This window comes from Methanofollis formosanus (genome assembly GCF_019633745.1).
Taxonomy (GTDB): Archaea; Halobacteriota; Methanomicrobia; order Methanomicrobiales; family Methanofollaceae; genus Methanofollis; species Methanofollis formosanus.
Genome location: NZ_CP037968.1, coordinates 557,489 through 582,767, shown reverse-complemented (window position 1 = coordinate 582,767; position 25,279 = coordinate 557,489). Strand labels below are relative to the sequence as shown.

Annotated in this window: 19 protein-coding genes and 1 tRNA gene; 10 read left to right on the top strand and 10 right to left on the bottom strand. The window is 59.0% G+C overall.

All coding sequences use genetic code 11. The annotated features are described in order from the left end of the window. Nucleotides 1-420 precede the first annotated feature (420 nt). Nucleotides 421-1,116, bottom strand: coding sequence for an MBL fold metallo-hydrolase (locus tag E2N92_RS02555; protein ID WP_220682140.1), 696 nt, complete (start codon nt 1,114-1,116; stop codon nt 421-423). Nucleotides 1,117-1,173: 57 nt separating this feature from the next. Beyond that, the gene (locus tag E2N92_RS02550) at nt 1,174-2,256 is read right to left on the bottom strand and encodes an NYN domain-containing protein (RefSeq protein WP_220682139.1); all 1,083 of its coding nucleotides are present in this window, start codon (nt 2,254-2,256) and stop codon (nt 1,174-1,176) included. Between the two features lie 142 nt (nt 2,257-2,398). Between E2N92_RS02550 and E2N92_RS02545 the strand changes: the two genes are divergently transcribed. From E2N92_RS02545 to putP, 3 genes are all read left to right on the top strand, one after another. Then, nucleotides 2,399-3,178 (top strand): TIGR01458 family HAD-type hydrolase, encoded by a 780-nt coding sequence (locus E2N92_RS02545; RefSeq protein ID WP_220682138.1) that lies wholly within the window; start codon nt 2,399-2,401, stop codon nt 3,176-3,178. Nucleotides 3,179-3,359: 181 nt separating this feature from the next. Then, nucleotides 3,360-3,494 carry a hypothetical protein gene (locus tag E2N92_RS13685; RefSeq protein ID WP_281425791.1) on the top strand — a complete coding sequence of 45 codons (135 nt, stop codon included), beginning with the start codon at nt 3,360-3,362 and terminating at the stop codon, nt 3,492-3,494. Nucleotides 3,495-4,086: 592 nt separating this feature from the next. After that, on the top strand, nt 4,087-5,583 hold the full coding sequence (putP, locus tag E2N92_RS02540; protein ID WP_220682137.1) for a sodium/proline symporter PutP: 1,497 nt from the start codon (nt 4,087-4,089) through the stop codon (nt 5,581-5,583). A 1,114-nt stretch (nt 5,584-6,697) separates the two neighbouring features. Here putP and E2N92_RS02535 read toward each other — a convergent pair. Beyond that, nucleotides 6,698-7,324 (bottom strand): hypothetical protein, encoded by a 627-nt coding sequence (locus E2N92_RS02535; RefSeq protein ID WP_220682136.1) that lies wholly within the window; start codon nt 7,322-7,324, stop codon nt 6,698-6,700. Between the two features lie 432 nt (nt 7,325-7,756). Here E2N92_RS02535 and E2N92_RS02530 point away from each other — a divergent pair, with 432 nt between their 5' ends. Next, nucleotides 7,757-9,322 (top strand): hypothetical protein, encoded by a 1,566-nt coding sequence (locus tag E2N92_RS02530; RefSeq protein ID WP_220682135.1) that lies wholly within the window; start codon nt 7,757-7,759, stop codon nt 9,320-9,322. Between the two features lie 1,768 nt (nt 9,323-11,090). On the opposite strand, the gene E2N92_RS02525 is transcribed toward E2N92_RS02530, so the two are convergent. Beyond that, nucleotides 11,091-11,603, bottom strand: coding sequence for a flavodoxin domain-containing protein (locus E2N92_RS02525; RefSeq protein ID WP_220682134.1), 513 nt, complete (start codon nt 11,601-11,603; stop codon nt 11,091-11,093). 47 nt (nt 11,604-11,650) lie between these two features. Continuing rightward, entirely contained in the window at nt 11,651-13,459 is a 1,809-nt protein-coding gene (gene recQ, locus E2N92_RS02520; protein ID WP_220682133.1) for a DNA helicase RecQ, read from the bottom strand. A gap of 236 nt (nt 13,460-13,695) precedes the next feature. On the opposite strand from recQ, the gene E2N92_RS02515 reads away from it, so the two are divergent. Then, nucleotides 13,696-14,154, top strand: coding sequence for an EVE domain-containing protein (locus tag E2N92_RS02515; RefSeq protein ID WP_220682132.1), 459 nt, complete (start codon nt 13,696-13,698; stop codon nt 14,152-14,154). 1,622 nt (nt 14,155-15,776) lie between these two features. On the opposite strand, the gene E2N92_RS02510 is transcribed toward E2N92_RS02515, so the two are convergent. After that, nucleotides 15,777-15,860: transfer RNA gene (locus tag E2N92_RS02510), tRNA-Ser, on the bottom strand. Between the two features lie 54 nt (nt 15,861-15,914). Next, nucleotides 15,915-17,021, bottom strand: coding sequence for a hypothetical protein (locus E2N92_RS02505; RefSeq protein WP_220682131.1), 1,107 nt, complete (start codon nt 17,019-17,021; stop codon nt 15,915-15,917). Nucleotides 17,022-17,058: 37 nt separating this feature from the next. Here E2N92_RS02505 and E2N92_RS02500 point away from each other — a divergent pair, with 37 nt between their 5' ends. Then, on the top strand, nt 17,059-18,045 hold the full coding sequence (locus E2N92_RS02500) for an archaeosine biosynthesis radical SAM protein RaSEA (protein WP_343222854.1): 987 nt from the start codon (nt 17,059-17,061) through the stop codon (nt 18,043-18,045). Here the strand turns inward: E2N92_RS02500 and E2N92_RS02495 are convergent. The 3 genes from E2N92_RS02495 to E2N92_RS02485 are packed head-to-tail and all read right to left on the bottom strand — an operon-like array spanning nt 18,035 to nt 20,937. Further along, nucleotides 18,035-19,273: an ornithine cyclodeaminase, nickel-pincer nucleotide-dependent gene (locus E2N92_RS02495; protein ID WP_220682129.1), complete on the bottom strand. Its 1,239-nt coding sequence runs from the start codon at nt 19,271-19,273 to the stop codon at nt 18,035-18,037. The two genes, E2N92_RS02500 and E2N92_RS02495, sit on opposite strands and share 11 nt — an antisense overlap. Nucleotides 19,274-19,321: 48 nt before the next feature. Beyond that, entirely contained in the window at nt 19,322-19,951 is a 630-nt protein-coding gene (locus tag E2N92_RS02490; RefSeq protein ID WP_220682128.1) for an NTP transferase domain-containing protein, read from the bottom strand. Further along, entirely contained in the window at nt 19,939-20,937 is a 999-nt protein-coding gene (locus tag E2N92_RS02485) for a pyridoxal phosphate-dependent aminotransferase (protein ID WP_220682127.1), read from the bottom strand. The genes E2N92_RS02490 and E2N92_RS02485 overlap by 13 nt, the downstream gene beginning before the upstream one ends. Nucleotides 20,938-21,135: 198 nt before the next feature. Here E2N92_RS02485 and E2N92_RS02480 point away from each other — a divergent pair, with 198 nt between their 5' ends. The 4 genes from E2N92_RS02480 (at nt 21,136) to E2N92_RS02465 (ending at nt 24,890) form a co-directional block, all read left to right on the top strand. Further along, nucleotides 21,136-21,312 (top strand): ribbon-helix-helix domain-containing protein, encoded by a 177-nt coding sequence (locus E2N92_RS02480; protein ID WP_220682126.1) that lies wholly within the window; start codon nt 21,136-21,138, stop codon nt 21,310-21,312. 10 nt (nt 21,313-21,322) lie between these two features. Beyond that, entirely contained in the window at nt 21,323-22,468 is a 1,146-nt protein-coding gene (gene ftsZ / locus E2N92_RS02475; RefSeq protein WP_220682125.1) for a cell division protein FtsZ, read from the top strand. Nucleotides 22,469-22,833: 365 nt separating this feature from the next. After that, on the top strand, nt 22,834-23,697 hold the full coding sequence (locus tag E2N92_RS02470; RefSeq protein ID WP_220682124.1) for a coiled-coil protein: 864 nt from the start codon (nt 22,834-22,836) through the stop codon (nt 23,695-23,697). A 59-nt stretch (nt 23,698-23,756) separates the two neighbouring features. Then, nucleotides 23,757-24,890, top strand: coding sequence for a DUF373 family protein (locus E2N92_RS02465; RefSeq protein ID WP_220682123.1), 1,134 nt, complete (start codon nt 23,757-23,759; stop codon nt 24,888-24,890). Nucleotides 24,891-25,279 lie beyond the last annotated feature (389 nt).

Sequence of the window (25,279 nt, the reverse complement as noted above, 5' to 3'; positions counted from 1 at the left end):
CTTCAGAAATTTCTTCTCCTCACCTATCAAGGCCAGAGAAGTTTTGGGATGACCTCCATGAAAATGATCCTGACGATCCTCTCTTCAGGTTTTCATGAGAGTTTGAACTCGCCATATCCCGTTGAAGCCAATACGCAGAGGATAGAGAATTCTTCTGATGGATCGGCCGCCCCCAATCGTCGAGATTTCCCTGCCATCTCGCGCCGGGGGGCCTTGCCCCCCGGACCCCCCACGACGAAGATAGCCGAGGGGCGGCATGATGATCGACTTCGATTCGCTCCTCGAACGGAAGGATGAGGGTCAAGAATCGATCCAGTTCTGAGATGATATTTTCAGAGCAGCGCTCCAGCGTGTGGGCTGATCCCTATCCTCAAGACATCTACAAGACTCTACAATGCCTTTTTTCTGCGGCCTCTCCCATCAGCGCCCGAACGCCTCTCTCACCGCCGTGGCCTGGCACATCCCCCCGTGCGCGAGATGGACCCGCTCGGGCCCGCAGGCCAGCACTTTTCTGACGCTTTCCCTGATCTCCTCTCGGCTTTCGCCCCAGAAGGGGACGCCGGGCTTTCCTGAGAGGACCGAAGGGATGATGAGGTCGCCGACGAGAGCGTCGCCGCTCTCCAGGATGACCGAGACACTCCCGGCGGTGTGGCCGGGCGTCGTGATCACCCTGCCCCTGACGCCGAAGGGTGCCAGGTCGAGTTCGTCCTGGATGAGGATGTCGGGATCGCAGGCCGGGTACCTGGAGTACGCCTCGCGCTCGAAGAACCACCCGGTCAGTCTCCCCACCAGATTGAGCGGACGGATCCGGCCCTGAAGACCGTTCCTGAGATTTTCGGCGTCCTGACGATGTATCGCGATCCTGCCCCCGGTCTTCAGTCGCAGGGCCGCAGCGCTCCCGGCATGGTCGGCATGGCAATGTGTCAGGAGGATGAGGGTGACGTCCTCGGGAGCCGCGCCCGCCTCCCGGAGTTTTTCGAGGATCGTCTCCTCGCTCCCTGGATACCCGGTGTCGACCACGATCACTCCTTCTTCCATCACCAGATAGGCGCTCACCATCTGCAGAGGTACCGGCACGATCCTGGTGGGCGGTCGGGCTGCATCTTCTTCTTGCATCATCTCCCCCCGCGCCGAGATGGGGACCGCGAGATATAGGGGTGTCGGCGGCCACTCTCAGGGGCCGCGAGAGAGATCGTCCATGAATGCCGCCTTTTTCTGTGCATAGATCCCGGACAGTTGAAACACCGATTTCTCAAGGCTTTTCTCCGGGTTTTTCCGGATCAATATACCCGAGTCGACGAGACGGTGGAGTGCCGCCCGCAGACTGCTCTGGTCCAGACCGATCTTTCCTTCCCGCCTCTGCTGCGTCAGGTATGCGATGAGGTACTGATACCATCCCTGGGTATACTTGCCCTCGCCCTCGTGGAAACACCGTTCTATCGTCTCGAAAATGACCTCCCATTCCAGGATATTGGGTTCGCGCTGCTGATATTCCTCTGAGGTGATCATCTCGTCGTCGTCGGAGAAGTAGTCGAGGTACCAGTCTCCGCTGTCCCTGGAGTGGATTTTTATCGGGAGGAGACACTCGTCGCCGATGTACCGGATAAATGTTCCAAAATTGGAAAAGCCGTAGGACTTCTCGTTGAATGAAGGATCGAGTCTGAGCATCTGGTTCTTGATCGCGGCCAGGTGCAGTCCCCGTCCTTCGTCGACCCTGGAGAGGATGACCTTCTCGAGCAGTTCGATCGCATCTTTCAACTTCTTCTTCTGTTCATGGGGTTTCTCGATCCCGGCGATCGTCTCGTATGAGATGAACTTGTCGCAATTTTTCATAATAAACGGACTGGTAAAACCGTCCCCGCTGATCACCGTCACATATTTGCCATATTCTCTCAACTTCTGGATGAGCGGGAGAAAATCGCTGTCTCCGGATACGATCGCAAAAGTACTGATGAAGTCGTTCTTCAGGGCCAGGTCGACGGCGTCGATGGCGATCTTAATGTCCGCACCATTCTTTCCGCTGTTGGTGATGACGGTCCGTTCGATCAGTTCGATCCCGTGTTCGATGAGACCTTCGCGATAGGTCTGATAAGATACCCAGTCGCCGTACGCCCTCCTGACGACGACGGTGCCCCTCTCTGAGAGTTCTTTTATAATCGGTCCGATGGAGAAATTTCGGTTATATTCTCGCTTAATCCCGATCTCGATATTGTCAAAATCGATGAAAAGTGCGATTGAATCTGATTTGGTATCCATTCCAACAGGGAATAGATGTATTGGTGCATATAAACATCTCGATATCATAGCAGGAGGGATTGATCCGCGACTGACTTCCGGTGCCCCGGACCGGGTGTGGAAGGATATGGTTTTTTTTATCTCCTGTGCCGATCGAAGGACGATGATCGACGCAAAGGCGGTGCTGCTCGATATCGAAGGGGTGCTCCATGTCGCCGGCGTGCCGGTTCCCGGCGGGGCGGCGGCGGTGAACGCGTTGCAGGAGGCCGGAGTTCCCTTCAGGTGCGTCTCCAACACGACTCGCCGCTCCCGCGCCTCGCTGGCGGCCAGGCTCAGGGAACTGGGGTACGAGATCCCGGAAGCTTTCATCTTCACCCCGGCGCTCGCGGCCGTGCGGGAGATCGAACAGCGCGGCGGCGGCCGGTGTTTTCTGCTCGCCACCGGCGATGTGCACGCCGACTTCTCGGCGGCCGGGATCCCGCTCGGTGCGGACGGTGCCAGGTTCGTCGTTGTGGGGGACGCCGGCGACGACTTCACGTATGAGTCGATGAACCGCGCCCTCCGCCTCCTCCTCGGCGGTGCCGCTTTCATCGCCCTCGAGAAAGACCGCTACTGGCGGGGCGCGGCGGACTTCATGCTCTCCGCCGGCCCCTATGTGGCGGCCCTCGAGTACGCCGCCGGGACCGGAGCCCATCTTGTCGGGAAACCCTCCAAAGCCTTCTTCACCCTTGCCCTTGACGACATGGGTGTGGCTCCGGAGGAGGCGGTCATGATCGGGGACGACATCGCCACCGACATCGGCGGGGCCAAAGATGCCGGGATGCAGGCGGTCCTGGTGAGGACCGGGAAGTATCGGGAGGAGGCGGTGCAGAACGCAAAGGTAGCGCCCGATGCGATCATTGACTCGATGGCGGCGCTGGGGGAGATGGTGGGACTGCGGTAAGAAAGACCATCGCTACCGCTCTTGAGAATTATGATACAAATTTGGGGGCCGCGTCATGGCGGCCCTATTGATTGGATCGCTACTGCAAGATAGGACTGATAGCAATGAAATTGAATTCTATTGAACAGCAGCCTCCAGACCATACATGAGTTTCAATCGTGTCAGAGGAGACCGCTGACAGATGCTCGACGTAGAAATATATAAAAGCGCCGATAATGGCCTGAGGGCCCTTCATCGGTCGGACAATTATTCTGCGAGGTCATCCCAAAACACTCCGGCCTTCCCCTCGCTGAAGATGGCGATGGACGATGGTTGAGAGATCCTCGCCTTCTCGTAGCGCAAAGAAGCATCTCTGGCCTTCCCGATCGATCGTGCGGGGGCGCTGCCCCCGGACCCTTCGGGATGGCGATGGGGGCGGGACGGCATCCTTGATGATCCCAAAATGGAGATTGCCGTTCTCCTCCCTATTTTGTGGCGGGGGAACGGGGAGATGGCAACCCCACGGCGGGAGATCCGCATTCAAAACGCCTGGGAAGGAATGTTTCGTTTCGAGGAAGTGTTCAAACCTCAGAGAGTTCTGGGATATGCTCTGTATCTCTGCTCCCTGGTGCCCGGAGATCCCCGGCACAGTGCGATGCACTCCGGTCGGATGATCGACCGGACGGCATCATGACCCCGTGACGGTTGTCAGAATGAATGAAAGAGAGAAAAATTGTATTGGCAAGAATATCAATGATTTTTTCCGAATCGAAATTCTTTAAAGCCACCGTATCACGCGTACCCCCGAAGTCAAGTCCGAACCCTATAAATATTGTTCCTGTGAATCTTTCTACAAATCGATGAGTCTCTGCCCTCTTTTTTAAGATACGGGTGAATGGCGGACGGAGACCTTCGTTACAGGAGAGAGCATGTTCAGTAATGGCACCGCTATATTAGCCGCATTTATCGTCTACCTGGGCGCAATGGTCGTCATCGGGTTCTTGTATTACAACAAGACGAACACTGTCAGCGATTACATCCTCGGGAACCGGGGTCTGAACCGCTATGTTGCAGCACTCAGTGCCGAAGCCTCTGATATGAGTGGCTGGCTGCTCATCGGCCTGCCGGGGTTGGCCTATCTCTCCGGCATGAGTGCCGTCTGGGTGGCGCTCGGGCTCATCGTCGGCACCTTCCTCAACTGGAAATTCGTCGCCAAACGCCTGCGCATCTATACCCAGCGAGCAAACGATTCGCTAACCCTCCCCGACTTCTTCAAGAACCGCTTCAATGACCAGTCCGGTCTGATCAGTGCGATTGCAGCGGTGTTTATCCTGATCTTCTTCCTGATCTACACCTCGGCGCAGTTCGTCGCCGGCGGGAAACTTTTCAACACCGTCTTCGGACTCGACTACACCACCGCGCTGCTGGTCGGGTCGCTGATCGTCGTCGCCTACACCTTCACCGGCGGGTTCAAGGCGGTCTGTCTCACCGATTTCATCCAGGGGACGTTGATGTTCTTTGCTCTCCTGATGGTCCCGATCATGGCCATCCTCCTTCTTGGCGGACCCGGTGCCACCGTCGCCAGCATCGAGCAGGTCGACCCCGCGCTCCTCAATCCCTTCATGGATGCGGAGACCGGTCTGCCCCTCACCGCCATCGCGATCATCTCCAGTCTCGCATGGGCACTCGGGTATTTCGGTCAGCCCCATATTCTGGTCAGGTTCATGGCGATCAGAAAACCCGAAGAGATTAGAGAGGCGAGATCGGTCGCCATGGTCTGGGTTACGATCTCTCTTCTTGCTGCGGTTGCGATCGGTCTCATCGGCCGCGCCTTTCTGGACCAACCTCTTCTGGGCCCTGATGCCGAGACGGTCTTCATGGTGATGACCAGCGAGGTCTTCATCTCGTTCCTTGCCGGTATCGTGCTCTGCGGGATCCTCGCGGCGATCATGAGCACGGCCTCCTCGCAGCTCCTGGTCAGTGCCTCGGCGGTCTCGCAGGATCTCTACAAGTCTTTCTTCAGACATGAGGCAGGCGAGAAGGAACTGATCTGGGTGAGCCGTTTCTCTGTTCTTTTCGTTGCTGTGCTGGCCATCCTCCTCGGCCTCGATCCCGAGAGCAGCGTCTTCAAGATCGTCTCCTATGCCTGGGCCGGATTCGGCGCGACCTTCGGTCCGGTGATCCTGATGGGTCTCTTCTGGAAGCGGGCGACGCGGCAGGGCGCCCTCGCCGGGATCGTCGTCGGCGGACTGACGGTCCTGATCTGGAAGTGGTTCGGGTTCTTCGGGCTGTACGAGATCGTGCCCGGGTTCATCTTCTCGATGCTTGCGATCTATGTCGTCAGCAAGATGACGCCCGAGCCCGAACCTGAGATCGTGGCGGTCTTTGAAGAGACCGAGAAGGAACTTCAGAAGAGTGAGTCCTGAAGAGGCCTTCGATCTTTTTTTGTCCTGAGAGACGGCGTCGCTGTCATCTCGCCGGGGTTTTGGGCTGCGGTGACGAGGAGATGTGGCCTGAGGCATTGCTCTGGTGGCAGACCCTCCCCAGAGCCTTCGGACAGCCGCGTAGAATCGCTCATGAAGCGAACACATGCCTGATGAAAATTGCTCAGGATTTTAGGGTGTGGAAGGATCGATGATTCGTTTCCTCGCGGTAGGGCCGTGAGGGGACAACCCTCAATGGCCGCCTCCCGAACCCCCCGCGTGAAGATAGGCGGTGGACTGCAACCCCCCTTTTATGCTCATTGCTCCGCCTTCCACCCCAATCTTCATCCTGGGGGTCCGGGGGCGGAGCTCCCGACGCCTATGCTGGTGAAGGCGTGATGATCCGATGTGCCGCCCCTGTGGTAGAATCTTCACTGCCGTCTCGCGCCTGGGGAAACCCCCGGACCCCTCACGACGAGGATAGCCGAGGGGCGGCATGATGCTCGACTTCGATTCGCTCCTTGAACGGAAGGATGAGGGTCAAGAATCGATCCAGTTCTGAGAAGAAATTTTCATCGCGTATGCTTGAGGCGGGCGCTCGCCTCATGAAAATTACCATGAAAATGATCCTGACGATCATCTCTCCAGGTTTCCATAATGGTTTGAATCCACCACCCGCCTTCAGGACTGATACAGAGATTGCAGATGCATCTCCTGAATGATCGGGCCTCTGCCTTCCCGGCCCTATCTTCGTCCCGGGGGTCCGGGGGCAGCGCCCCCGGCACCGATGTTTGGGAAGGCGTGATGATCCGATGTGCCGCCCTCATCGTAGAATCGTTCCTGGAATCCCGCACCGGGGGGTTTCACCCCCCGGACCCCCCACGACGAAGATGGGTGGGGGCGGCGATGGAACTAGATCCCATCCGATTCTCCTCTCTTGAAAGAGAGCGATCAAGCGACGAGAAATTTTCATCCCGTATGCTTGAACCCGGAGTTCATGCCCGATTCTACAGAGTGATTTTCTGGATGGATGCCGCCGCCTCAACGGTATCAGGCGCACATCTGAGAGAAATGATGAGCCTCCCCGGCTCGGAACGGGAAAAAGAGGGGGGATCTCTTATCCCAGGGACGCGATCCCCTTGCAGTCGACAGCATTCACGAAGGTGTCGAGATCGTCCTTTGATCCCGTATCCACCGAGACGTAGACCATGAACCGGTCATCGATCCCGATCCACTGTGCATAGATCTGCGAATCTTTCTCATAGGATTCCCATGATGGATAACCCTGGGCCTTGCCGGACTTGAGATAACCGTCGGTGGTCTCGTACGAGAATTTAGTCTCCCAGAATTCCCATCCGCCGACCTCATAGTAGGCTGAGTCGTAGATGACAAGTTCTGCGGTCGTCTCCTCGTCGGCGTCCTTGAGATAACTCATGGTTGCCATGCTCCACGTTCCGTCGTCGATCTGGTTGGTGATGCCGAAGGGTTCTTCAGCAGTCCATCCTGAAGGCGCGGCGGGCAGATAGGAGATCAACGCTTCATAGCCGACTGCCGTGACGCTTCCTCCCTCCGGTCTCTCTTCCTTGCCTGCAGAGAGATCTGCGCTCGGGCCGGAGTCGCCACTGCTTGTTGCGCCGCTGGCACCCTCCTGATCTTTTTCCTCGTCTGTACTGGAAGATGCACATCCTGCAATGCAGCAGGCGGCGATAAGCATCAATACACAGATGATGGGCACTGCTTTCATCAGAGGTCCCTCGCATGATGAACATCACGATTGGATATAAATATTTTCAAATAATCCGGGATGAATTGAGGGTTGTGCAGGGCGATAAAGATGTTTGAGATAATAAAAAATCATACAAATGTATTAAATTTGAAATTCTGTGATGGTTATTAAATCTCATGTATCTGTGCATGTGGGCATCATTCCTTCGATTTGAAGGGGATATCTTGTTTGTCCGCCTTGAAGGTGACAGCAGATCAGATCGGTCCTGGCCTCTCTATTCCGGGTGGTCGGGAGGGTTCCCTCTCAATCGCCACTCCTTCATACCCTCGTCGTCTCGTACCGGGCTCTGCCCCTGAGACCGCCGGGATGACTATGAGAGAGGCACACGGTCTCTCAGTCCACCCACAATGTAAAGTGTCCTTAACACCAATAGCAATCAGATCAACAACCATGAGCATACTACTCGTCCTCTTCTGGCTCCTGATGACGGCGTTCTGGGCCGTCCGCATAGAAGACAAGAGACTCAAACTCAACCATCCAGGACTCATCGCCCTCGGCGCCGTCGTCTCCGGCGTCATTCTGTATACCACGACACCGGCGCTGGTCCCGCTTGAGATCCTCTTCTACCTCGGACTCTCGCTGGCGATGAGCGCCTTCGCCTCCTCATGTCTCCATCATGACGAGAGGATGGGAGTCGTCGGCGGTGCCGCCCTGACCGTGGCCCTCGTCGCGGTCCCGTTCATCACCTCGGGGGCATACATCATCGGGGCCCAGAGCCTCGCCGAGATCCCGCAGGTCGAGACGACCGACACCACCGTCGACCTCATCGACACCGACCACATCAGGTTGACCTCGGCCAAAACCGCCCTCTGGCGGGCCGACAAGGTCATCGGGAACCTGGGTTACAAAGTGGGCGTCTTCGAGCCCGACGTCCAGTTCCTCAACGGAGAACTGACCTGGCTGGTCCCCCTGGACTACAACTCCGTCGACAAGGCCCTCATCTATGCCGGCGAGGGCACCGACGGCTACATCCTCGTCTCGGCAGAAGAGCCGAAGGCCGAACCCAGACTGGTCACCGGGATACCGATGCGCTATACGCCGAACGCCATCCTGGAAGACGACCTGACCAGGCATATCTGGGAGGACTATCCCACCTATATCATCCACGACCCGGTCTTTCAGATCGACGAACAGGCTACGCCGAAGTGGGTCACCCTCCTCTCGCAGCCCGGGCTGTACGGCATCATCGGCGAGACCCCGCGGGGCCTGGTCATCACCGACCCGGTCACCGGCACCAACGAGTTCTACGAGATCGGAAAACAGCCCGCCTGGATCCAGCGGGTCTATGACGAAGACCTCACCGAGACCTATCTGGGCTGGTGGGGCACCTATTCGGACGGCTGGATCAACTCCTGGTGGGGACAGCGCAACCTGAAGTATCCGACCGGCAGCGTCTACATCGCGCACGGTGAGGCCGGGGCCAGCCTCTCCGCCGGCGACCCGGACGTCTACCTTGTCCAGGGCACCGACGGGAACCAGTACTGGTTCAGCGCGATCACCACACCGGGCAAGGACTCCTCGATGGTCGGGTATGTCCTCGGCGACGTGCAGAACGGCACCTTCACCTTCTATAACGCACCCGGCTACTACAACGACTTCGGGGCCGCGGCCAATGTCCAGCAGCACCAGAAGGTCGCGATGGCCGCCGGGCTCGAAGTCGTGCAGCCGATCATGTATGTCATCGACGGCCAGGAAGTCTGGATCATCCCGGTCGTCTCCCAGACCGGCGAGGTGATGGAGATCGGGCTCGTCGTGGCGCACGGCGGCGAGACCTATGTCGGCACCAGCCTCGACGACGTCCTCACCCAGTGGCGGGGCACCGGGATCACCGGCGGCGACGATGTTGGTACCTCAGATAACACGAGTGTCCTCAAGGAGATCGAGGAGATCAGAAAACTTCTCGATCAACTGGAGGCGAAGCTGAAGGCAGAGGCGGTTCAGGAGAGTGCGGCCTGAGTGGCCCCTCTCCCCCCCATCACGACAGAGCAGCATGAGGAGATCACCGGGCCATCGCTGTCCCCCCGGCGCGAGACTGCGGTGAAGAATCTACGATTGGGCCAGGATAGGCAGATCGAAGATCCTGGCGGGATCGCCGCCGCCTCTCGGTGCGAACCTCTTGCAGCAGACCCCTTTCTATTACGGCGGTTCTCAGCAGGTTGCGACGACGGATGTCATCCAACGGACGCCTTTATGCAATCTGATGGGGCTTTTGTCCCCCATACGCAGATATTTCGGATCCGTTCCGGCATTCCTGGATTTACACACACGCCCACACCCGAACACCGAAAAACCGGTGATGCTGTGTGGGTGGGCGATCTGCAGTAATACCGTACTGAGAGAGATCTATCTCTCTCTGTGTACAGGTACAGGGAATTCAACGTCTTTCCTGGCCCTTTGATTCTTACGGCACATGCTGGAGATCTGCCGAAAATCTGCTGGAATGGTGTAAATTATCGGCTCTGTAGAATTTTTCATGAGGCGAGAACACGCCTCAAACATACAGGATGAAAATTTCCCGTTGCCTGGTTTTGTTGAAATCATCTGGATTGCTCTCTCTGCGGGGGGCTGGCCGCCCCCCGGTCCCCCCGCGTGATTCGATAGGTGGTGGACGGCAGTACGTTCTTCATGGCGATTGGTTGTGCCTTCCCGGCCCTATCTTCATCCCGGGGGTCCGGGCGGCAACCGCCCCCGGCACAAGCATGAGGGAAGGCGATGGATTTGGTTCGCAGGGGGTTGAAGTGATGAAAAGAGGATGGTTTACCATGAGCATATCCCAAAAGTATCCCTGGCTCGATCAATCATCTGGATCGAGACACTTTCTGGCCATTCCTCCGCCCTCCCCACTTCACGCCACCGCAGGGGTCAGAGGGCGGCAACCCCGGTGCGAGTGACGGAGGAAGGCATGATTGATCCGACGTGCCGCCCACAGAGAGAATTAAAGAGTGTTTCCTTGCTTTCTCCTGCCGGGGGGAGACCCCCCGGACCCCCCCCCCACGACAAAGATAGGGGCGGGGCGGCAACAATTTCTCGAACGACACCGTGCTTCAGAACCTTCTTCCACTCACCTATCAAGGCCAGAGACGTTTTGGGATGACCTCCATGAAAATGATCCAGAAGATCCTCTCTTCAGGTTTGCATGAGAGTTTGAACTCGCCATATTCCGTTGAAGCCGATACGAAGGGGATAGAAAATCCCTCTGATGGATCTGCCGCCCCCAGTCGTCGAGATTTCCCTGCTGTCTCGCGCCGGGGGGAAACCCCCCGGACCCCCCACGACGAAGATAGCCGGGGGGCGGCACGATGCTCGACTTCGATTCGCTCCTCGAACGCACGGATGAGGGTCAAGAACCGATCCAGATCTGATCTGATATTTTCATCGCGTATGCTTGAGGTGGGGCGCTCGCCTCATGCTGAATTCTACAGAGCCAACTTTCCATATCACGTTGATGCCGATACGCAGAGGATAAAAAATTCCTCTGATGGATCGGCCTCCCCAAATCGTCAAATCTTTCCCGCAATCTCGCGCCGGGGGTGCACCCCCGGACCCCCACGACGAGGATAACGGGGGGCGGCGATGAAACCAGATCTTCCAAAGGTCCTGTCGCGAGGATTGGGATCCCGCCCACACGCCGTAGCGCAGCTCAGAAAATTTTCATCCCGTATGCTTGAGCCCAGGGTTCATGCCCGATTCTACAAAGTCAAATTATCGTCACGGCCTGCCCCGATCATTTCGCAGCAATCCCGAACCACTCCAGCAGTCTTCCTGCCCAGGCCCGGATCGCCTCCCAGTCGCGGGCGTCTTCGGTCTTCGCCTCGTCATATCTCATGAAGCGGCCGATGACCGGGACGAAGGAAGGGTTCATCCTCCCGGCAAACATTCCCATCTCCCCTCTGATCCGGATCCGGCCGGTGACCGGTTCCATCGCTGTCTCCACCTTCCGGCAGTTCTCGTCGGTCAGGTCCTTGCAACTCATCCCGACGGCAAAGGCCGCGACCGGTCTCTCATGCAGGGCGTCGGCGAAGTGGTTTACAAATTGCTTTGCCTCTTTGAGGATCTTTCCCATATAGATGGGAGAACCGATGACGAACCCGTCATATCCCGAGAGAGTGTCCACCGTACCAACGTGCCGTGCCTCGGCGTCGATGCCCTGCTCTTTGAGGGTGGCGGCGATGGCGTCGGCGATCTCGCGGGTGGTCTCGTGTTTGGTCGCATAGGCGATGAGGATACGCGGCGGCATAGAGGAGGGATGGGCAGCAGGAATATAAGAGTTGGTGGTGAGGACGGTCAGGCCCCTTTTTCCCGCACATACTCCTCGATGGCTGAGATAAATTCAGGGCCGTATTTTTCCAGTTTGAACTCTCCGACGCCTGAAATATTTCCAAAACTTTCCCTGTCGCAGGGACGGGCGCCGGCCATCTCTCTCAGGCTCCGGTCAGGGAATATGATGTAGGGCGGCACGCCGTCGCGGTCTGCAATCGACTTGCGCAGGGATTTGAGTCGGAGGAACAATTCCCTCTCTTCCGGATCCGAGGGCTCGTTGCTCAGGGGCCTGGCACGTTTCTTTGCACTGGCTTCAGGCGCGGGGAGCATCACCCGCGTCTCTCCCCCCATGACCTCCGCGCTCTTCTCTGTCAGAGCGATGACCGGATACCTCTCTCCGGTCCGTGCCAGATATCCCTGCCTGACCAGGTCGTTGATCCAGGTTCTATACTGCTTTTTGCTGTGCTCCGCACCGGTGTTGTAGACCGGGAGGAGGTCGAAGCGGTTGTCCCGGATCTTTGCATTTTTCGAACCCCTCAGCACGTCTGCAATGAGTTCGATCCCGAAGTTCGTCGGCAAATGCTCCACGCACGCGATGATCGTTCGTGCGCATTCCGTGCCGTCGACCGTCTCGGCGGGATGGTCGCAGTTGTCGCACAGGCCGCAGTTGTCCGCGGCATACTCCTCGCCGAAGTACTGCAGGAGATATTTCCGCCTGCACCCGACCGTCTCGCAATAGTCGACCATCTCCTGCAATTTGCGGATTGAAATTCGGATGTGGCCTTCGTTCGATCGGTCGTGTTCGAGCATGGAACGGACTTTGCCGTACTCCCCGCGGCTGTAGAAGAGAATGCATTCGCTGGACTGCCCGTCCCGTCCGGCACGGCCGGTCTCCTGGTAATACGACTCGACGGTCTTGGGCAGGTCGTAGTGGACGACATAGCGGACGTCGGGCTTGTCGATGCCCATGCCGAAGGCGACGGTGGCACAGACGATCTGCACGTTGTCGTGGATGAAGTCGTCCTGGACCTTCTCTCTGACGGTCTTTGCGAGGCCCGCGTGATAGGCGAGCGCCTTGTACCCGTACTTCTTGAGTTCCCGTGAAATCTCTTCGGTCTCCTTCTTGCTGAAACAGTAGACGATCCCGGATTCGTTCCTGTGCTTCCCGATGAAGGCCAGGAGCAGGGCCATCGGGTTCGTCTTCGGGACCACGCTGTACCGGAGGTTGGTGCGGTTGAAACTGCCGACGAACTCGCGGGCATCGGATACCTTGAGTTGCCGGACGATATCGTTCCTGACCTCGGGGACGGCGGTGGCCGTCAGGGCGACGACGGGAACGGTCGGGAAATGTTTTTTCAGCCTGGAGAGTTGCCGGTACTCCGGTCTGAAGTTGTGTCCCCATTCTGAGATGCAGTGCGCCTCGTCGATGGCGATGAGGCTGACCGGGAAGCGGCCGAGGAAATTCAGGAAGTTTGGCTGCATGCATTTTTCCGGGGAGATGAAGAGCAGCCTGAGGGTGTTGTCTCTCAGGTGTTCCTCGATCTCTTTGCGCTCGCGATATTCCAGCGAACTGTTGTAGGCGGCCGCGGGGATCCCCCGCAGGTTCAGGTCGTCGACCTGGTCTTTCATGAGCGAGATGAGCGGGGAGATCACAATGGTGAGGCCGCCGAGGTACAGGGCGGGCAGCTGGTAGCAGAGCGACTTCCCGCCCCCCGTCGCCATGATCGCCACCGTGTCCCGGCCTTCCAGAACCGATGTTATGATCTCTTTCTGATGGGGGAGAAAAGCGGTATAACCCCAGTATTTTTTCAGGAGTGCGTCGACGGTGTGCATGCGTGCTTCTTCATAGTGGGGGGAGGGGGGTGTTGAAGGTTGGGGTGATGCTTTGAATGTGTGGTGTTCCCTCTGTTTACTCGTTTCTGGCTTTGTTGAATTCCTCTTCTGGATTGAACATCAGGGGCTGAACACGCCCTTGCCTCTGCGTGACGGATCGGCAGAGGACGGGATCACATTCCTGTTCCAGAAGACCCTTCGATACCTTTTTCCAAACACGAACTATACTGCACTCCATGATCCGCTGGCTCGCCACCTCCACCCGTGAGAATGCAGACGTCGTGATAAAAAAGGAGATCTGGGGCGTCCCGAAGAGGGACATCAGCCAGATCAACAGGATCAGACCCGGCGACACGCTCCTCCTCCATGTCGGACACGAAGCGGTCGATAAGGACGTCACCCTGCCACCTGCGATCATCGGGTGCTTCGAGATCGTCTCCGTTGTCTATGAGGACACCGACCCGATCTTCACCGCCCCCAGGAAACTCGGGAACGAGGTATTTCCACTTCGGGTCAGACTGAAGACGATCGCGATCTTCGACCCGCCCGTGGAGTTCACGCCCCTGATCCCTCGCCTGAAATTCATCACCGACAAAAAGCGGTGGTCAGAGCACATCAAGGGGCAGGCGATGCGGGCGATCACGGAAGAGGACCATACACTCATCATGAAGATTGCAAAGAAGCCGCGGGATTGATTTCATCCTGGTTAGCAAGGGGGGAAAGATGGCTTTGTAGAAATCATCTTGATGGTTCTCTTTGACGGGGGGCTTGCCGCCCCCCGGTCCCCCCGCACCACGATAGGGAGGGGGACTGCACCCCCCTCTCTGTGGTCATCTCTTCGCCTTCCCACCCCAATCGCAATCCCAGGGGTCCGGGGGCGGAGCCCCCGGCGTGAACAGGAGGGAAGGCGATGGATGAAGGTCACAGGGGGTTGTGGTGATGAAAAAAGGAGGTTTTACCATGAAAATGATCCTGACGATCCTTTCTTCGGGCTTGCATGGGAGTTTGCACTCGCCATATCCCGTTGAAGCCCAAACACGGGGGATAGAAAAATCCTCTGATGGATCGGCCGCCCCCAATCGTCGAGATTTCCCTGCCATCTCGCGCCGGGGGGAACCCCCGGACCCCCCACGACGAAGATAGGTGGGGGCGGCGATGGAGCGAGGTATCAACCAGTTCTCCTGTCTTGAAAAGAGAGAGAGAGCAAGTGACAAGAAATTTTCATCCCGTATGCTTGAGCCCAGGGCTCATGCCCAATTCTACAGGGCCGGAAAGATCTCATTTTTACCCGGGAGAGACTTCCCCGGAAGTATTCACGGCTTGAACCATCCCCTCGATCAAAAACGTTTTTCGATCCGGTACCATTGCTTTTCTGGAGTGTGAGTGCCGGGGGGCTGGCCGCCCCCCGGACCCCCCGCCGATGAAGATTGGCGGGGGATCGCATCCTGTCTTCACAATCATTGCTCTGCCTTCCCGCTCCAATCGCAATCCCGGGGGTCCGGGGGCAGCGCCCCCGGCGCGGTGGTGTGGGAAGGCGTGATGGAATGATCCTACGTGCTGTCCTCAATTGCAGAAACTGTCCTGCTGTCTCGCACCGGGGGCCGTGCCCCCGGACCCCCACGGGCGAAGATAGCCGGGGGGCGGCAGGTCAGGAGATCTCTGGCCATTTCCCTGTCACGAGGGGAAGGATCAAGGATCCTCTCATACCCCGGAGACCTGAAATATGGGCTCTGTAGAAAACATCCTCTTTTCATCACCTCAACCCCCCCCCCTGTGAACTGAATCCATCGCCTTCCCTCCTGTTCACGCGGGAGGCTCCGCCCCCGGACTCCCATGATGAAGATTGGGGCGGAAGGCGGAGAAGTGACCATGAAAGGGGGGTTGCAGTCCTCCGCCTATCGCTCACGCGGGGAGTTCGGGGGGCGGCGAGCCCCCCGTTGAAGAGAATCATCACGATGATTTACCATGAAAATGATCCAGACGATCCTCTCTTCAGGTTTTCATGAGAGTTTGAACTCGTCATATCACGTTGAAGCCGATACGCAGAGGATAGAAAATTCTTCTAATGGATCGGCCGCCCCCATCGACGAGATTTCCCTGCCATCTCGCGCCGGGGGGAACCCCCGGACCCCCCACGACGAAGATAGGTGGGGGCGGCCATGGAACACGATCCCCGCCGATTCTCCTCTCTTGAAAAAGAGCGATCAAGCAACGAGAAATTTTCATCCCGTATGCTTGAGGCGGGCGCTCGCCTCATGAAAAATTCAACAGAGCGGATATAATGATTTATAGGAGAGATTTGACCCAATTTCAAAAGCGCCGGGAGGGAGATTTGAACTCCCGAGGTGCGGACACCAACGGCTTTCAAGGCCGTCGCCTTACCGGACTAGACTATCCCGGCTTGCCATACCATATTGGCAGGCCGCGCATAAAAAAGATATGCGCCGAAAGGCGCTCACGCCCGCCTGAAGAAGAGGACGGCGCCCAGCGCCAGTGCTGCACAGACCGGCCAGAGCGGGAGGGGGCTCTGGGTCGTCGGCTCGGGGACGGCGTCGCCGAACTTCCCGGCGACCGAGAGGTCGGCCGCGACCGAGCGGACGTTCTCGGCGGTGACGGTCACCGTGCCCTCGTCGGTGTAGAGCTGCGGAGTGACCTTCACGTAGACCGTGCCGGCGTCGGCGTCGAAGGTGACCGACTCAGGGGCCGAGGCGCCCCGCTCGTTGACCATCGTCTTTGTGCCGTCCGTGTCGATGTACTCCAGCACCCAGTCGATGCCCGAGGAGGTGGCGATGGTCACCTCGCCGCCTCTCGTCTCGACGGCAAAGTAGGCCGGGGCCTCGCGGGAGGCCGGAGCGGCGGCCGAGTAGACCGCGCCCGCAGGCTGCTCGTCCGAGGGGCGAGGCGTGGGCGTGCTGGTGACGATCCCGCCGGTCACCGTAAAGTCGGTCTTCCAGATGTAACTGGTGTTGTCCATCACCTCGACCACATAGCGCCCGCCCGAGGTGATCGGCACCTCTTCGGAGAACGCACCCTGTCTGGTGGTGATCCAGGTGGGACCATAGACCGTTTTCTTGCCCGAACCCGTGACCGTCAGGCGGACACCGCCGTCGGCATAGTTCTTGATCTTCCCGGCGACGGTGAGGGTGCCGTCGAACTCCTGAGAGGACGGTGAGGTAACGGTGAGGTCGTCGTTGCGGTTCACCACATTGAAGATCTTGATCATCTTCGAACTCCCGCCGAAGATATTCTCGCCCTTCGGCGTGACTTCGACCGAGTACGTCCCGCTCTTCAGGTCGTCGGTCTCGAAGTCGATCGTGAAGTTTCCGTCCTCCTGGACGATCACCTGCTTGCGGTCGAGTTCCGACTTGCTGCCGCCGGTGTTATAGAGGACGACATCGAAGGTGTAGCCAGGGTTGACGGACGTCGTTGTGCCGGTAACCTCGAGAGGCTGGCCTGCATTGACCGAGGGGGGGGCCTCGATCTTTATGAACGCTGCTGATGCCGATCCCGTAAGAAGGAGGAGACAGAGCAGACCGATAAGGGGGAGAACAACCCTTTTCATAGGTAAAAGATCAACGAATGAAGTGTTAATGGTATCTATGGAGCCGATTAAACCCCTGGCGGCGTGGAAGGGAAAGGACCGATATGAGGGTTCGGTTCTCGATTCACTCACCGTCATCTTCAAGAGTGGCGGATGCTCGTATCGCCGGTGTCTGATGTGCGGATACCGGTTCGAAGGCTATTTTGGAGCATCCCCGGAGGAGATCCTCGCGCAGATGCGCGGGCAACTCGCCTGGGTGGAGGAGCACTTCGACCTCGCGAGCGTGCAGATGGTGAAGATCTTCACCTCAGGGAGTTTCCTCGACCCCGTCGAGGTGCCTCCGGCCTTCAGGGAGGACGTCTGCCGGGCCTTTGCCGGCAAAGTCGTCGTCGTCGAGACCCGTCCCGAGTACGTCGAGGAAGAGGGCACGGCAGCGATGGTCGCCGCCCTCGACACCGGGGCCTATGAGACCCCGCTCCATATCGCCGTCGGCCTGGAGACGACCGACGACGCGATCAGGGAGAAGTCGATCAGGAAGGGCTTCACCTTCGCCGACTTCATCGCCGCCTCGAGGCGTGCACAGGCGGCCGGGGCCGGGGTGAAGGGTTATCTCCTCCTCAAACCGATGTTCCTCACCGAGAAGGAAGCGGTCGAGGACATGAAGAAATCGATCCGGGAGGTGACCCCGTACTGCGGGATGATCTCGATGAATGCCTGCACCGTCCAGCGGGGCACCGAACTGGAGAAGGCCTGGAAGGAACGCACCTACCGTCCACCGTACCTCTGGTCCATCCTCGAGGTGCTCGCGGACATATCCGGCGACGTCCCGGTCTTCTGCGATCCTGTCGGCGGCGGTGCGACGCGGGGGCCGCACAACTGCGGGACCTGCGACCGCGAACTCGTGCAGGGGATCAACGACTTCGCCCTCACCGGCGACGTGGAACTGGTCCGCGCCCTCCTCGACGAGGTGGAGTGCGGGTGCAAAAAAGAGTGGGAGTATGTCATGGAGCACGAACGCCCCTGGTGCATGCCCCTTACTCGCTGACTTTTTCTGAGAGTTCTTCCAGTTTTCTCGCGAGCATCGGGAAGAAGGTGCCCGCGTCCGAGACGACCCCGATCGCCTGCGAGGTGCCGCGGTCCATCAGTTTGGTCACCGAGGCCGGGTTGATGTCCACGCAGATCGTCTTCACCTGGGAAGGCAGGCAGTTGCCGACCGCCACCGAGTGGAGGAGCGTCGAGACCATCAACACCATCTTTGCCCCGCGGAGGTGCTCGCGCATCCGGTCCTGGGCCACCATCACGTCGGTGATGACGTCGGGCAGGGGCCCGTCGTCCCGGATCGAACCCGCGAGGACGAAGGGGACGTCCCGCTTCACGCACTCGTACATCACGCCGCCGGTGATGACGCCCTGCTCGACGGCGTCCTTGATCGAACCCGCCCGCATCACCTCGGAGATGGCATAGATGTGGTGTTTGTGCCCGCCGGTGACGAGTTTCGCCGTCTTGATGTTCATCCCCAGGGACGTCCCGAAGAGGTTGAACTCAATGTCGTGGGTGGCCAGGGCGTTGCCCGCGAAGAGCGTGTCGATGTAGCCGTCGCGGATGATCCCGGCCAGGGCCGCCCCGCCGCCGGCATGGATGATCGCCGGGCCGCCGACCAGGACGATCTTGCCGTTCTCGCGCTTGATCTCCAGGATCTCGCTGGCGATCTTCTCGATAAGCGTTTCCGAGGGGCGTTCGGACGAGACGGTCCCGTGCATGAACTCGAACGTGCTCCCTTCGCGCGGCCGCTGGGGAAACTCGACCTTGACGCCGTCGTCGCCGACGACGACGCAGTCGCCCTTTTTGAGCTTGGAGAGGGGGGTGCAGAAGGCCCGCTTCTCTTCGGGGTCGACGACCAGGAGGCAGTCCATCTCCAGGTCTTCGACCGGGATCCACTCGTTCCTGAACTTGATCCAGGTCGGGTGGTTGGTCGTCGAGTAGAAACCCTTGGGAACGATCCGGTCGCCCTCCGCCGGGACGAGCCTGGCGTCGGTGGAGACCGGGAGGTGGGCCCCGAGCCTGAAGAGTTCGCTGAGGATCGCCTCGAGCTGGCCCTCGTCCCGGGCACTCACCCGGAGGCGTGCATAACTGGTGTCGGTCTTTTTCTTCCCGATATCGAAGACGAGGGTCTCAAAATCCCCGCCCATATCCATGACCCGGTCCATGACCATCGTCATGACGCCCGAGTCGATGATATGCCCTTCCAGTTCTATCTCCCGGGAAGCTTGCATAGACAGATTTCGACTGTGCAGGTTAATATGGTTTCTGAAGGATAAAATTCAGGATTCGTGCCCGGAACTCCAGGATACGCCTGTGGCGTCCGGGCAGAGCCGGCGCGCCGCGAGGGCGAGATCGGCGCGCGTGTTGACGTTGAGTCCGAGGGCCGGGTCGTCGACGAGCAGGCGATATTCCTCCTGCTCCTCCGCGATCCTGGCACCGAGGAGGATGTTCACGCCTGCCGGGCAGGTGGCGACGCCGTCGATGCATTCCTGATACGAGAGCCGCAGCGCCGAACCGGTACAGCGTGCCGCCGGCACCCAGGTGGAGAGGGCCGGGGTGCCTGCCTCCAGGTAGGTCTCCTGCACGCGGGCCACGAGGTCGGGGGTGATGCAGGGGATGTCAGAGACCGAGGTGACGACCGGCCCCTCTTCGCCGAGTTCGGTGACGGCCTCGACGATGTCCGCGACATACCCGCGGGCGCCTGCCGAGTAGAGCGCGATCCCGTGGGCCCGGCACCAGTTTCTGGTGTACGGCGTCTGCGGGGAGGCGACGACCATCGTCTCGCACCCGGCCAGGGCGAAGGCATCGAGGACGTACTCGATCATCGGTCGGCCGCAGATGGTCACCAGCGGCTTCTCGCCCATGTTGAGCCTGGAACCCCGGCCGCCGGCCAGGATCAGGGCAAGCATCCGGCGAGGGCCTCCACGAGTTTCCTGTTCTCGTCCCGTCGCCGCACCGCCACCCGGATCGCATCGGGAAGACCGAAGGAGGTGCAGTCCCGCACCAGGATGCCCTGTATTATCATGGCCGCGGCCAGCACCGGGGCCGGGCAGGGGAGAGGGATCAGGAGGTAGTTGGCCGCTGAGGGATACGGAGCGAGGCCGAGGGCCCGGAGTTCATGGATGAGCCGCGCCCGCTCTTCCCGGATCAACCGCCTGGACTCGGCGAGGTCGTCAATATGGCGGAGGGCACGGAGCGCGAAGGCCTCGGCCCAGGCATTGACCGTCCAGGGGAGGCGGCGGGCCTCGAGGTCGGCGACGAGGTCGGGGTCGCCGAGGCCGAAGCCGAAGCGCAGGCCGGGGACGGCGAAGGACTTGGTGATCGACCTGGAAACAAAGAGCGCCGGGTGGCGTATATCGGAGACGCTCTCAGTCGGATCGGCGAGTTCGATGAAGGCCTCGTCGACAAAGAGCCGCTGGCCGTCGGGGAGGTCGTCGAGGAGGGCGAGCACCGCGTCGCGGCTGGTGAGCGTACCGTCCGGGTTGTTGGGGTTGCAGAGGAACCTGACCGCGGCGTCGCCGGGATCGGTGGTGACCGCCCCCCCGGCAAGGTGCACTCCCATCTCGTACTCCCCGAAGGTCGGGGGGATGATGGCGGCGCGCATGCCCGGACCGAGGGTGGCGGCACAGAAGGTGCGGATCACCTCGACCGAACCGTTGCCCAGGGTGACCTCCTCTGGCGATCTCCTGAAGTGTATGGCGATGGCTTCCTTCAGTTCCTCATACCGATCGTCGGGATAGGAGGTGATCGCGTCCTCATCCGGAGGGGTGACCGTGGCGATGGGAGGGAAGGGATTGATACTCGCACTGAAATCAAGGAGATCTATCTCTGAATGCTTCGTATACCACCGCACCGTCCCGCCGTGGACCATCTTGTCTGGTATATGCGAGGTCATATCGACACGTTTTCACGCAGATTTGGCATTCCATGCCATATAAGAATACTCCTTGCGAAAAAAACAATTCAAAATATTTTTATACCATGCTATTGTTAACTCAATCAACTGGTGCAGCGATCAGACAGATAGCATCTTTCTGTCTGACAATTGGCATACCTTTGTCTGCCAAATGTCAGATCTCCCCTGAGGAAGAAGATGGAGCGGATCACGATCAGACTTCCGAAACAGCAGGTCGAAATGCTTCAGCGGCTTGTCGATAGCGGTGAGTTTCCCACGGTGTCCGAGGCGGTACGGCACGCGGTACGGGACCTTGTCGAGAAGCGTGGTGACCGGGCGTTGCGGGAGAGCGACCAGGTGTCAGTGAAGGTTTAGGAGGATTTTGATGCAGACCATCATCAACGAGGCATTGAAGAATGCCGAAATGGAACAAACTCGATATAATGAAGGCATTATCGGTGATGAGGACGATTTCCTCGGCCAGCCCAGGATCGTCATCGTCGGCTGCGGCGGCGCCGGCAACAATACGATCAACCGGCTCTACCACATGCAGGTCAACGGGGCGGAGACGATCGCCGTCAATACCGATAAGCAGCACCTGGACATGATTCAGGCCGACAAGCGTGTCCTCATCGGTAAATCTCTCACCAAGGGCCTCGGCGCAGGCGGGTTCCCCGACGTCGGCCGGCGGGCAGCGGAGATGGCGCGCCCGACCCTGGAGAAACTCCTTGCAACCGCAGACCTCTGTTTCATCACGGCCGGTATGGGCGGCGGTACCGGTACCGGCGTGGCTCCGGTCGTGGCCCAGATCGCAAAAGAACAGGGCGCGATCGTCGTCGGCATGGTCAGTTACCCCTTCCAGGTGGAGAAGGCCAGACTGCTGCGCGCGGAGGAAGGTCTCCAGCAACTCGCCAACAACGCCGACTCGGTCATCGTCCTCGACAACAACCGGCTTATCAAATATGTGCCCAATCTCCCCCTTGGTCAGGCCTTCTCGGTGATGGACCAGCTCATCGCCGAGACGGTGAAAGGGATCTCAGAGACGATCACCCAGCCTTCACTCATCAATATCGACTACGCGGACGTCCGGGCGATCATGAGCAAGGGTGGCGTCGCCTGCATGCTCGTCGGTGAGAGCAAGCAGCAGAACAAGGCCGAGAGCGTCGTCCACGAGTGTCTCTCCCATCCGCTCCTTGACATCGACTACCGGGGTGCCACCGGCAGCCTCATCCACATCACCGGCGGTAGCGATCTCACCCTCCAGGACGCCGAGGAGATCGCCAGTTCTCTCACCTATGAACTCGACTCCCATGCCGACGTCATCTGGGGCGCACGGGTGAACAATGACTATGAGGGCAAGGTCAGGGTCATGGCTATCATGACTGGCGTCAAGAGCGCGCAGATCCTCGGCGGCGCCCATGCCGGGTTCCAGGCCTCCCGCGAACCGGCCCCGCGTGCGAGACAGCAGGCGGCCCCGCAGCGGACCTTTGCACAGGACAAGACCAGCGGGCACCTGATCGACTTCCTCTGATCGGCATAACCCTGCAACCCCCTCTTTTTTCGGCACTCCCGATACCGCGTTCCGCCCGCACGCCCCAAACGAAATGCTTAATAGTGACGATGACGTTAATTATTAGAAATCCTGGTATATCCCACCGCGGATCGCCACGGTGCAACAGGCAGATGAACATGCCGTATGCACCAGAGGGTATCGGAGTTGAACATCAATGTACAGCGTTGTGAGCACAGGACACAGAGAACTGTCTCTGTTCCGTATGGCATCTTTTGTTGTATCATTTCTTTTGTTTCACCTCACGTTCCTGCGGGCACCGCCCGCGCATCACCAGACCCGGTGGCTCTATACAACTGGTACCGAGATTTGAGGATTGGTAAAGCATGTTGGATGAACTGATCGAAAAAAGAAAGAAAGCTCTTTCCGAGTCTGAACAGCACAAAAACCGGCGGAACGAACTGAACGCCCTCGCCAGTTCCCACGCCAAGGAGCGAAATAAACTCAACGGCCAGACCCGCGAGTTCGTGGAGGAAGCCCAGAAGAACAAGGAGCTCCGTGACAAATACAACACCGAGGTCAAGGAGCTGAAGGTTCAGAGGAACGAGCTCAACGCCCAGGCGAACGAGTACTTTGGCGAGATCGAGTCTTTCAAGAAGGAACACTCCTCCTTCAAGCGCAACTCAAGCGTCAAGGAACTCCAGCGCCAGATCGAGTCGATGGAGTTTCGGCAGCAGACCGAGGTCTTCTCCACCGACAAAGAGCGGGAACTGATCGACAAGATCAAGCAGATGAAGGCCGCCATCAAGGAGCAGGAAGACGAACTTGAGCAGAACAAGGACCTCAAGACCAAGCTCCAGTCTGCCCGCGACCTGCGCAAAGAGGCGTCCGACATCCACGACAGGGTGACCGAAGTCGCCGAACTCGCCCAGAACCACCACGACCAGATGGTTGAGTTCTACCGCAAGGCCGACCAGTCCCGCGAGAGCGCCGACGCCGAGCACAAGGCCTTTGTCGAGGCCCAGGAGTCTGCCGACGAGGAACACCAGGCCTTCATCGCCTGCCAGAAGGAACTCCGTGACTACGACAAGGTCATCTCCGGCCTGCACAACAAGAAGAAGAAGTCGAAGGTCACCAAGGAGCAGCGGCAGGTCCGCCAGGAAGCAGAGCGGATCTTCGAGCTCTTCAAGGGCGGCGAGAAGCTTACCACCGAGGACATTCTTCTCCTGCAGCGTTCCAAACTTATTTAATACCCTTTTTTCTGTCTCTTCGCAACCATTTATTACTTTGAAAACAACGTACCTTCTCAATGGCTGACGGCACGACACTCATCCTCTGCGTCGATCGGGACGACGACCTTGGGTTCAAGGCCAACGTCAGGAGCCCGGTGGTCGGGAGGGAGGCATGTCTGAAGGCTGCGGAGGCGCTGGGCCTTGCAGACCCCGAAGACTCTGATGTCAATGCCATTTTCCAGGCGGTCAAGACCTATGACGCCCTGGTCGAGAAGGGCGAGGCGGTCGAGGTCGCCCTCCTCGCCGGCGACCACATGCAGATGCTCGAGGGCGACCGCAAGATCGCCGCGGACCTGATGGGAGTCGTCGATTCGACCGGTGCGGAGTCCTGTATCCTCATCTCCGACGGTGCGGAGGATGAGTACGTCCTCCCGATCGTCCAGTCGAGGATGGTGGTGAGCGGGGTGCAGCGGGTGATCGTTACCCAGATGCCCAACCTCGAGGGGACCTACTATATCATCAAAAAACTCCTCGACGATCCCAAGATCGCCAGGATGGTCCTCATACCCCTGGGCCTTGCGATGCTCATCTATGCAACGGCATACCTGATCGGCCGCCCTGAAGGGGCGACGATCATCGTGGTCGGGGCCCTTGGCCTGTATCTGCTCTTCAAAGGGCTCGGGATGGACGAGTTCTTCAGTTACAGCATCAACTCGCTCCAGACGGCGTTGCATAGAGGACGGATCACCTTCGTCTCCTATATCGCAGCGATCCTGTTCATCATCGTCGGGATCATCATCGGCCTCAACAGTCTCCTTGCCTACTATACCGAGGAGGGTTTCCTCCTCCACATCCTGACCTTCGCCTTCGGGGCGATCGGGTGGTTCACCGTCGCGGGACTCACCGCTTCGATCGGCAAGATCATCGATGTCTATCTTCACGAGATCGTCGACCTCGGCAAGGTGATCGTCCTCCCCTTCTTCATCGGGGCGATCGGGATCATCATCTATGGGATCAGCATTTACATGCTCTCCATCTCGATGATCGAGGATTTCCCATTCGAGGAGATCGCAGGGGTGGAGTATGCCGTCTATTCGATGGTCGCGGGGCTTTTCCTCGCCTTCGTCGGGGTCTATGTCCAGTCTCTGATCAACCGCTGGATCGAGAAAAAAGGAAGTCAACTCCCCCGTCCTGAAGGGCGGAGTTTGTGACTGCACCCCTGTGGGTGTGTTCTGTTTTGTTGGGTGATGGGGGGATACCGACCGTCGTCGCCCCCGGTTCTTCCCTGCGTCGTTCTTCTCCCGTGCGCAAGAGAGGGCCGGCACCTCTTCGCCTTTGGTGAGGGTGGGGGATGACGATGGGGGCCGGGAAGACTGCTGTCGAGTCATGCCTCAAATGTCGGACCTGTAGTGATCGTTGGTCTCCAGGGTGTCTGGATCCGTGCTCCCCCTTCAGAGCAGGATACCATGGGGGGAACACCACTCATCTGCCGCCCCCGCCTATCCTCTGTCCGGGGGGTCCGGGGGTGCAACCCCCGGTGTGATATTCCAGGAAAGATTCTACGGTATGGGGCGGCACGTCTGATCATCATGCCTTCCCA

What these genes read in the sequence shown, in the direction of transcription:
- ftsZ (WP_220682125.1), top strand. Translation starts at nt 21,323, where the DNA reads ATGCAGACCATCATCAACGAGGCATTGAAGAATGCCGAAATGGAACAA.
- E2N92_RS02505 (WP_220682131.1), bottom strand. Translation starts at nt 17,021, where the DNA reads ATGAAAAGGGTTGTTCTCCCCCTTATCGGTCTGCTCTGTCTCCTCCTT.
- E2N92_RS02470 (WP_220682124.1), top strand. Translation starts at nt 22,834, where the DNA reads ATGTTGGATGAACTGATCGAAAAAAGAAAGAAAGCTCTTTCCGAGTCT.
- E2N92_RS02495 (WP_220682129.1), bottom strand. Translation starts at nt 19,273, where the DNA reads ATGCAAGCTTCCCGGGAGATAGAACTGGAAGGGCATATCATCGACTCG.
- E2N92_RS02525 (WP_220682134.1), bottom strand. Translation starts at nt 11,603, where the DNA reads ATGCCGCCGCGTATCCTCATCGCCTATGCGACCAAACACGAGACCACC.
- E2N92_RS02490 (WP_220682128.1), bottom strand. Translation starts at nt 19,951, where the DNA reads ATGCTTGCCCTGATCCTGGCCGGCGGCCGGGGTTCCAGGCTCAACATG.
- E2N92_RS02500 (WP_343222854.1), top strand. Translation starts at nt 17,059, where the DNA reads ATGGAGCCGATTAAACCCCTGGCGGCGTGGAAGGGAAAGGACCGATAT.
- E2N92_RS02530 (WP_220682135.1), top strand. Translation starts at nt 7,757, where the DNA reads ATGAGCATACTACTCGTCCTCTTCTGGCTCCTGATGACGGCGTTCTGG.
- E2N92_RS02535 (WP_220682136.1), bottom strand. Translation starts at nt 7,324, where the DNA reads ATGAAAGCAGTGCCCATCATCTGTGTATTGATGCTTATCGCCGCCTGC.
- E2N92_RS02550 (WP_220682139.1), bottom strand. Translation starts at nt 2,256, where the DNA reads ATGGATACCAAATCAGATTCAATCGCACTTTTCATCGATTTTGACAAT.
- recQ (WP_220682133.1), bottom strand. Translation starts at nt 13,459, where the DNA reads ATGCACACCGTCGACGCACTCCTGAAAAAATACTGGGGTTATACCGCT.
- putP (WP_220682137.1), top strand. Translation starts at nt 4,087, where the DNA reads ATGTTCAGTAATGGCACCGCTATATTAGCCGCATTTATCGTCTACCTG.
- E2N92_RS13685 (WP_281425791.1), top strand. Translation starts at nt 3,360, where the DNA reads ATGCTCGACGTAGAAATATATAAAAGCGCCGATAATGGCCTGAGGGCC.
- E2N92_RS02480 (WP_220682126.1), top strand. Translation starts at nt 21,136, where the DNA reads ATGGAGCGGATCACGATCAGACTTCCGAAACAGCAGGTCGAAATGCTT.
- E2N92_RS02485 (WP_220682127.1), bottom strand. Translation starts at nt 20,937, where the DNA reads ATGACCTCGCATATACCAGACAAGATGGTCCACGGCGGGACGGTGCGG.
- E2N92_RS02555 (WP_220682140.1), bottom strand. Translation starts at nt 1,116, where the DNA reads ATGCAAGAAGAAGATGCAGCCCGACCGCCCACCAGGATCGTGCCGGTA.
- E2N92_RS02515 (WP_220682132.1), top strand. Translation starts at nt 13,696, where the DNA reads ATGATCCGCTGGCTCGCCACCTCCACCCGTGAGAATGCAGACGTCGTG.
- E2N92_RS02465 (WP_220682123.1), top strand. Translation starts at nt 23,757, where the DNA reads ATGGCTGACGGCACGACACTCATCCTCTGCGTCGATCGGGACGACGAC.
- E2N92_RS02545 (WP_220682138.1), top strand. Translation starts at nt 2,399, where the DNA reads ATGATCGACGCAAAGGCGGTGCTGCTCGATATCGAAGGGGTGCTCCAT.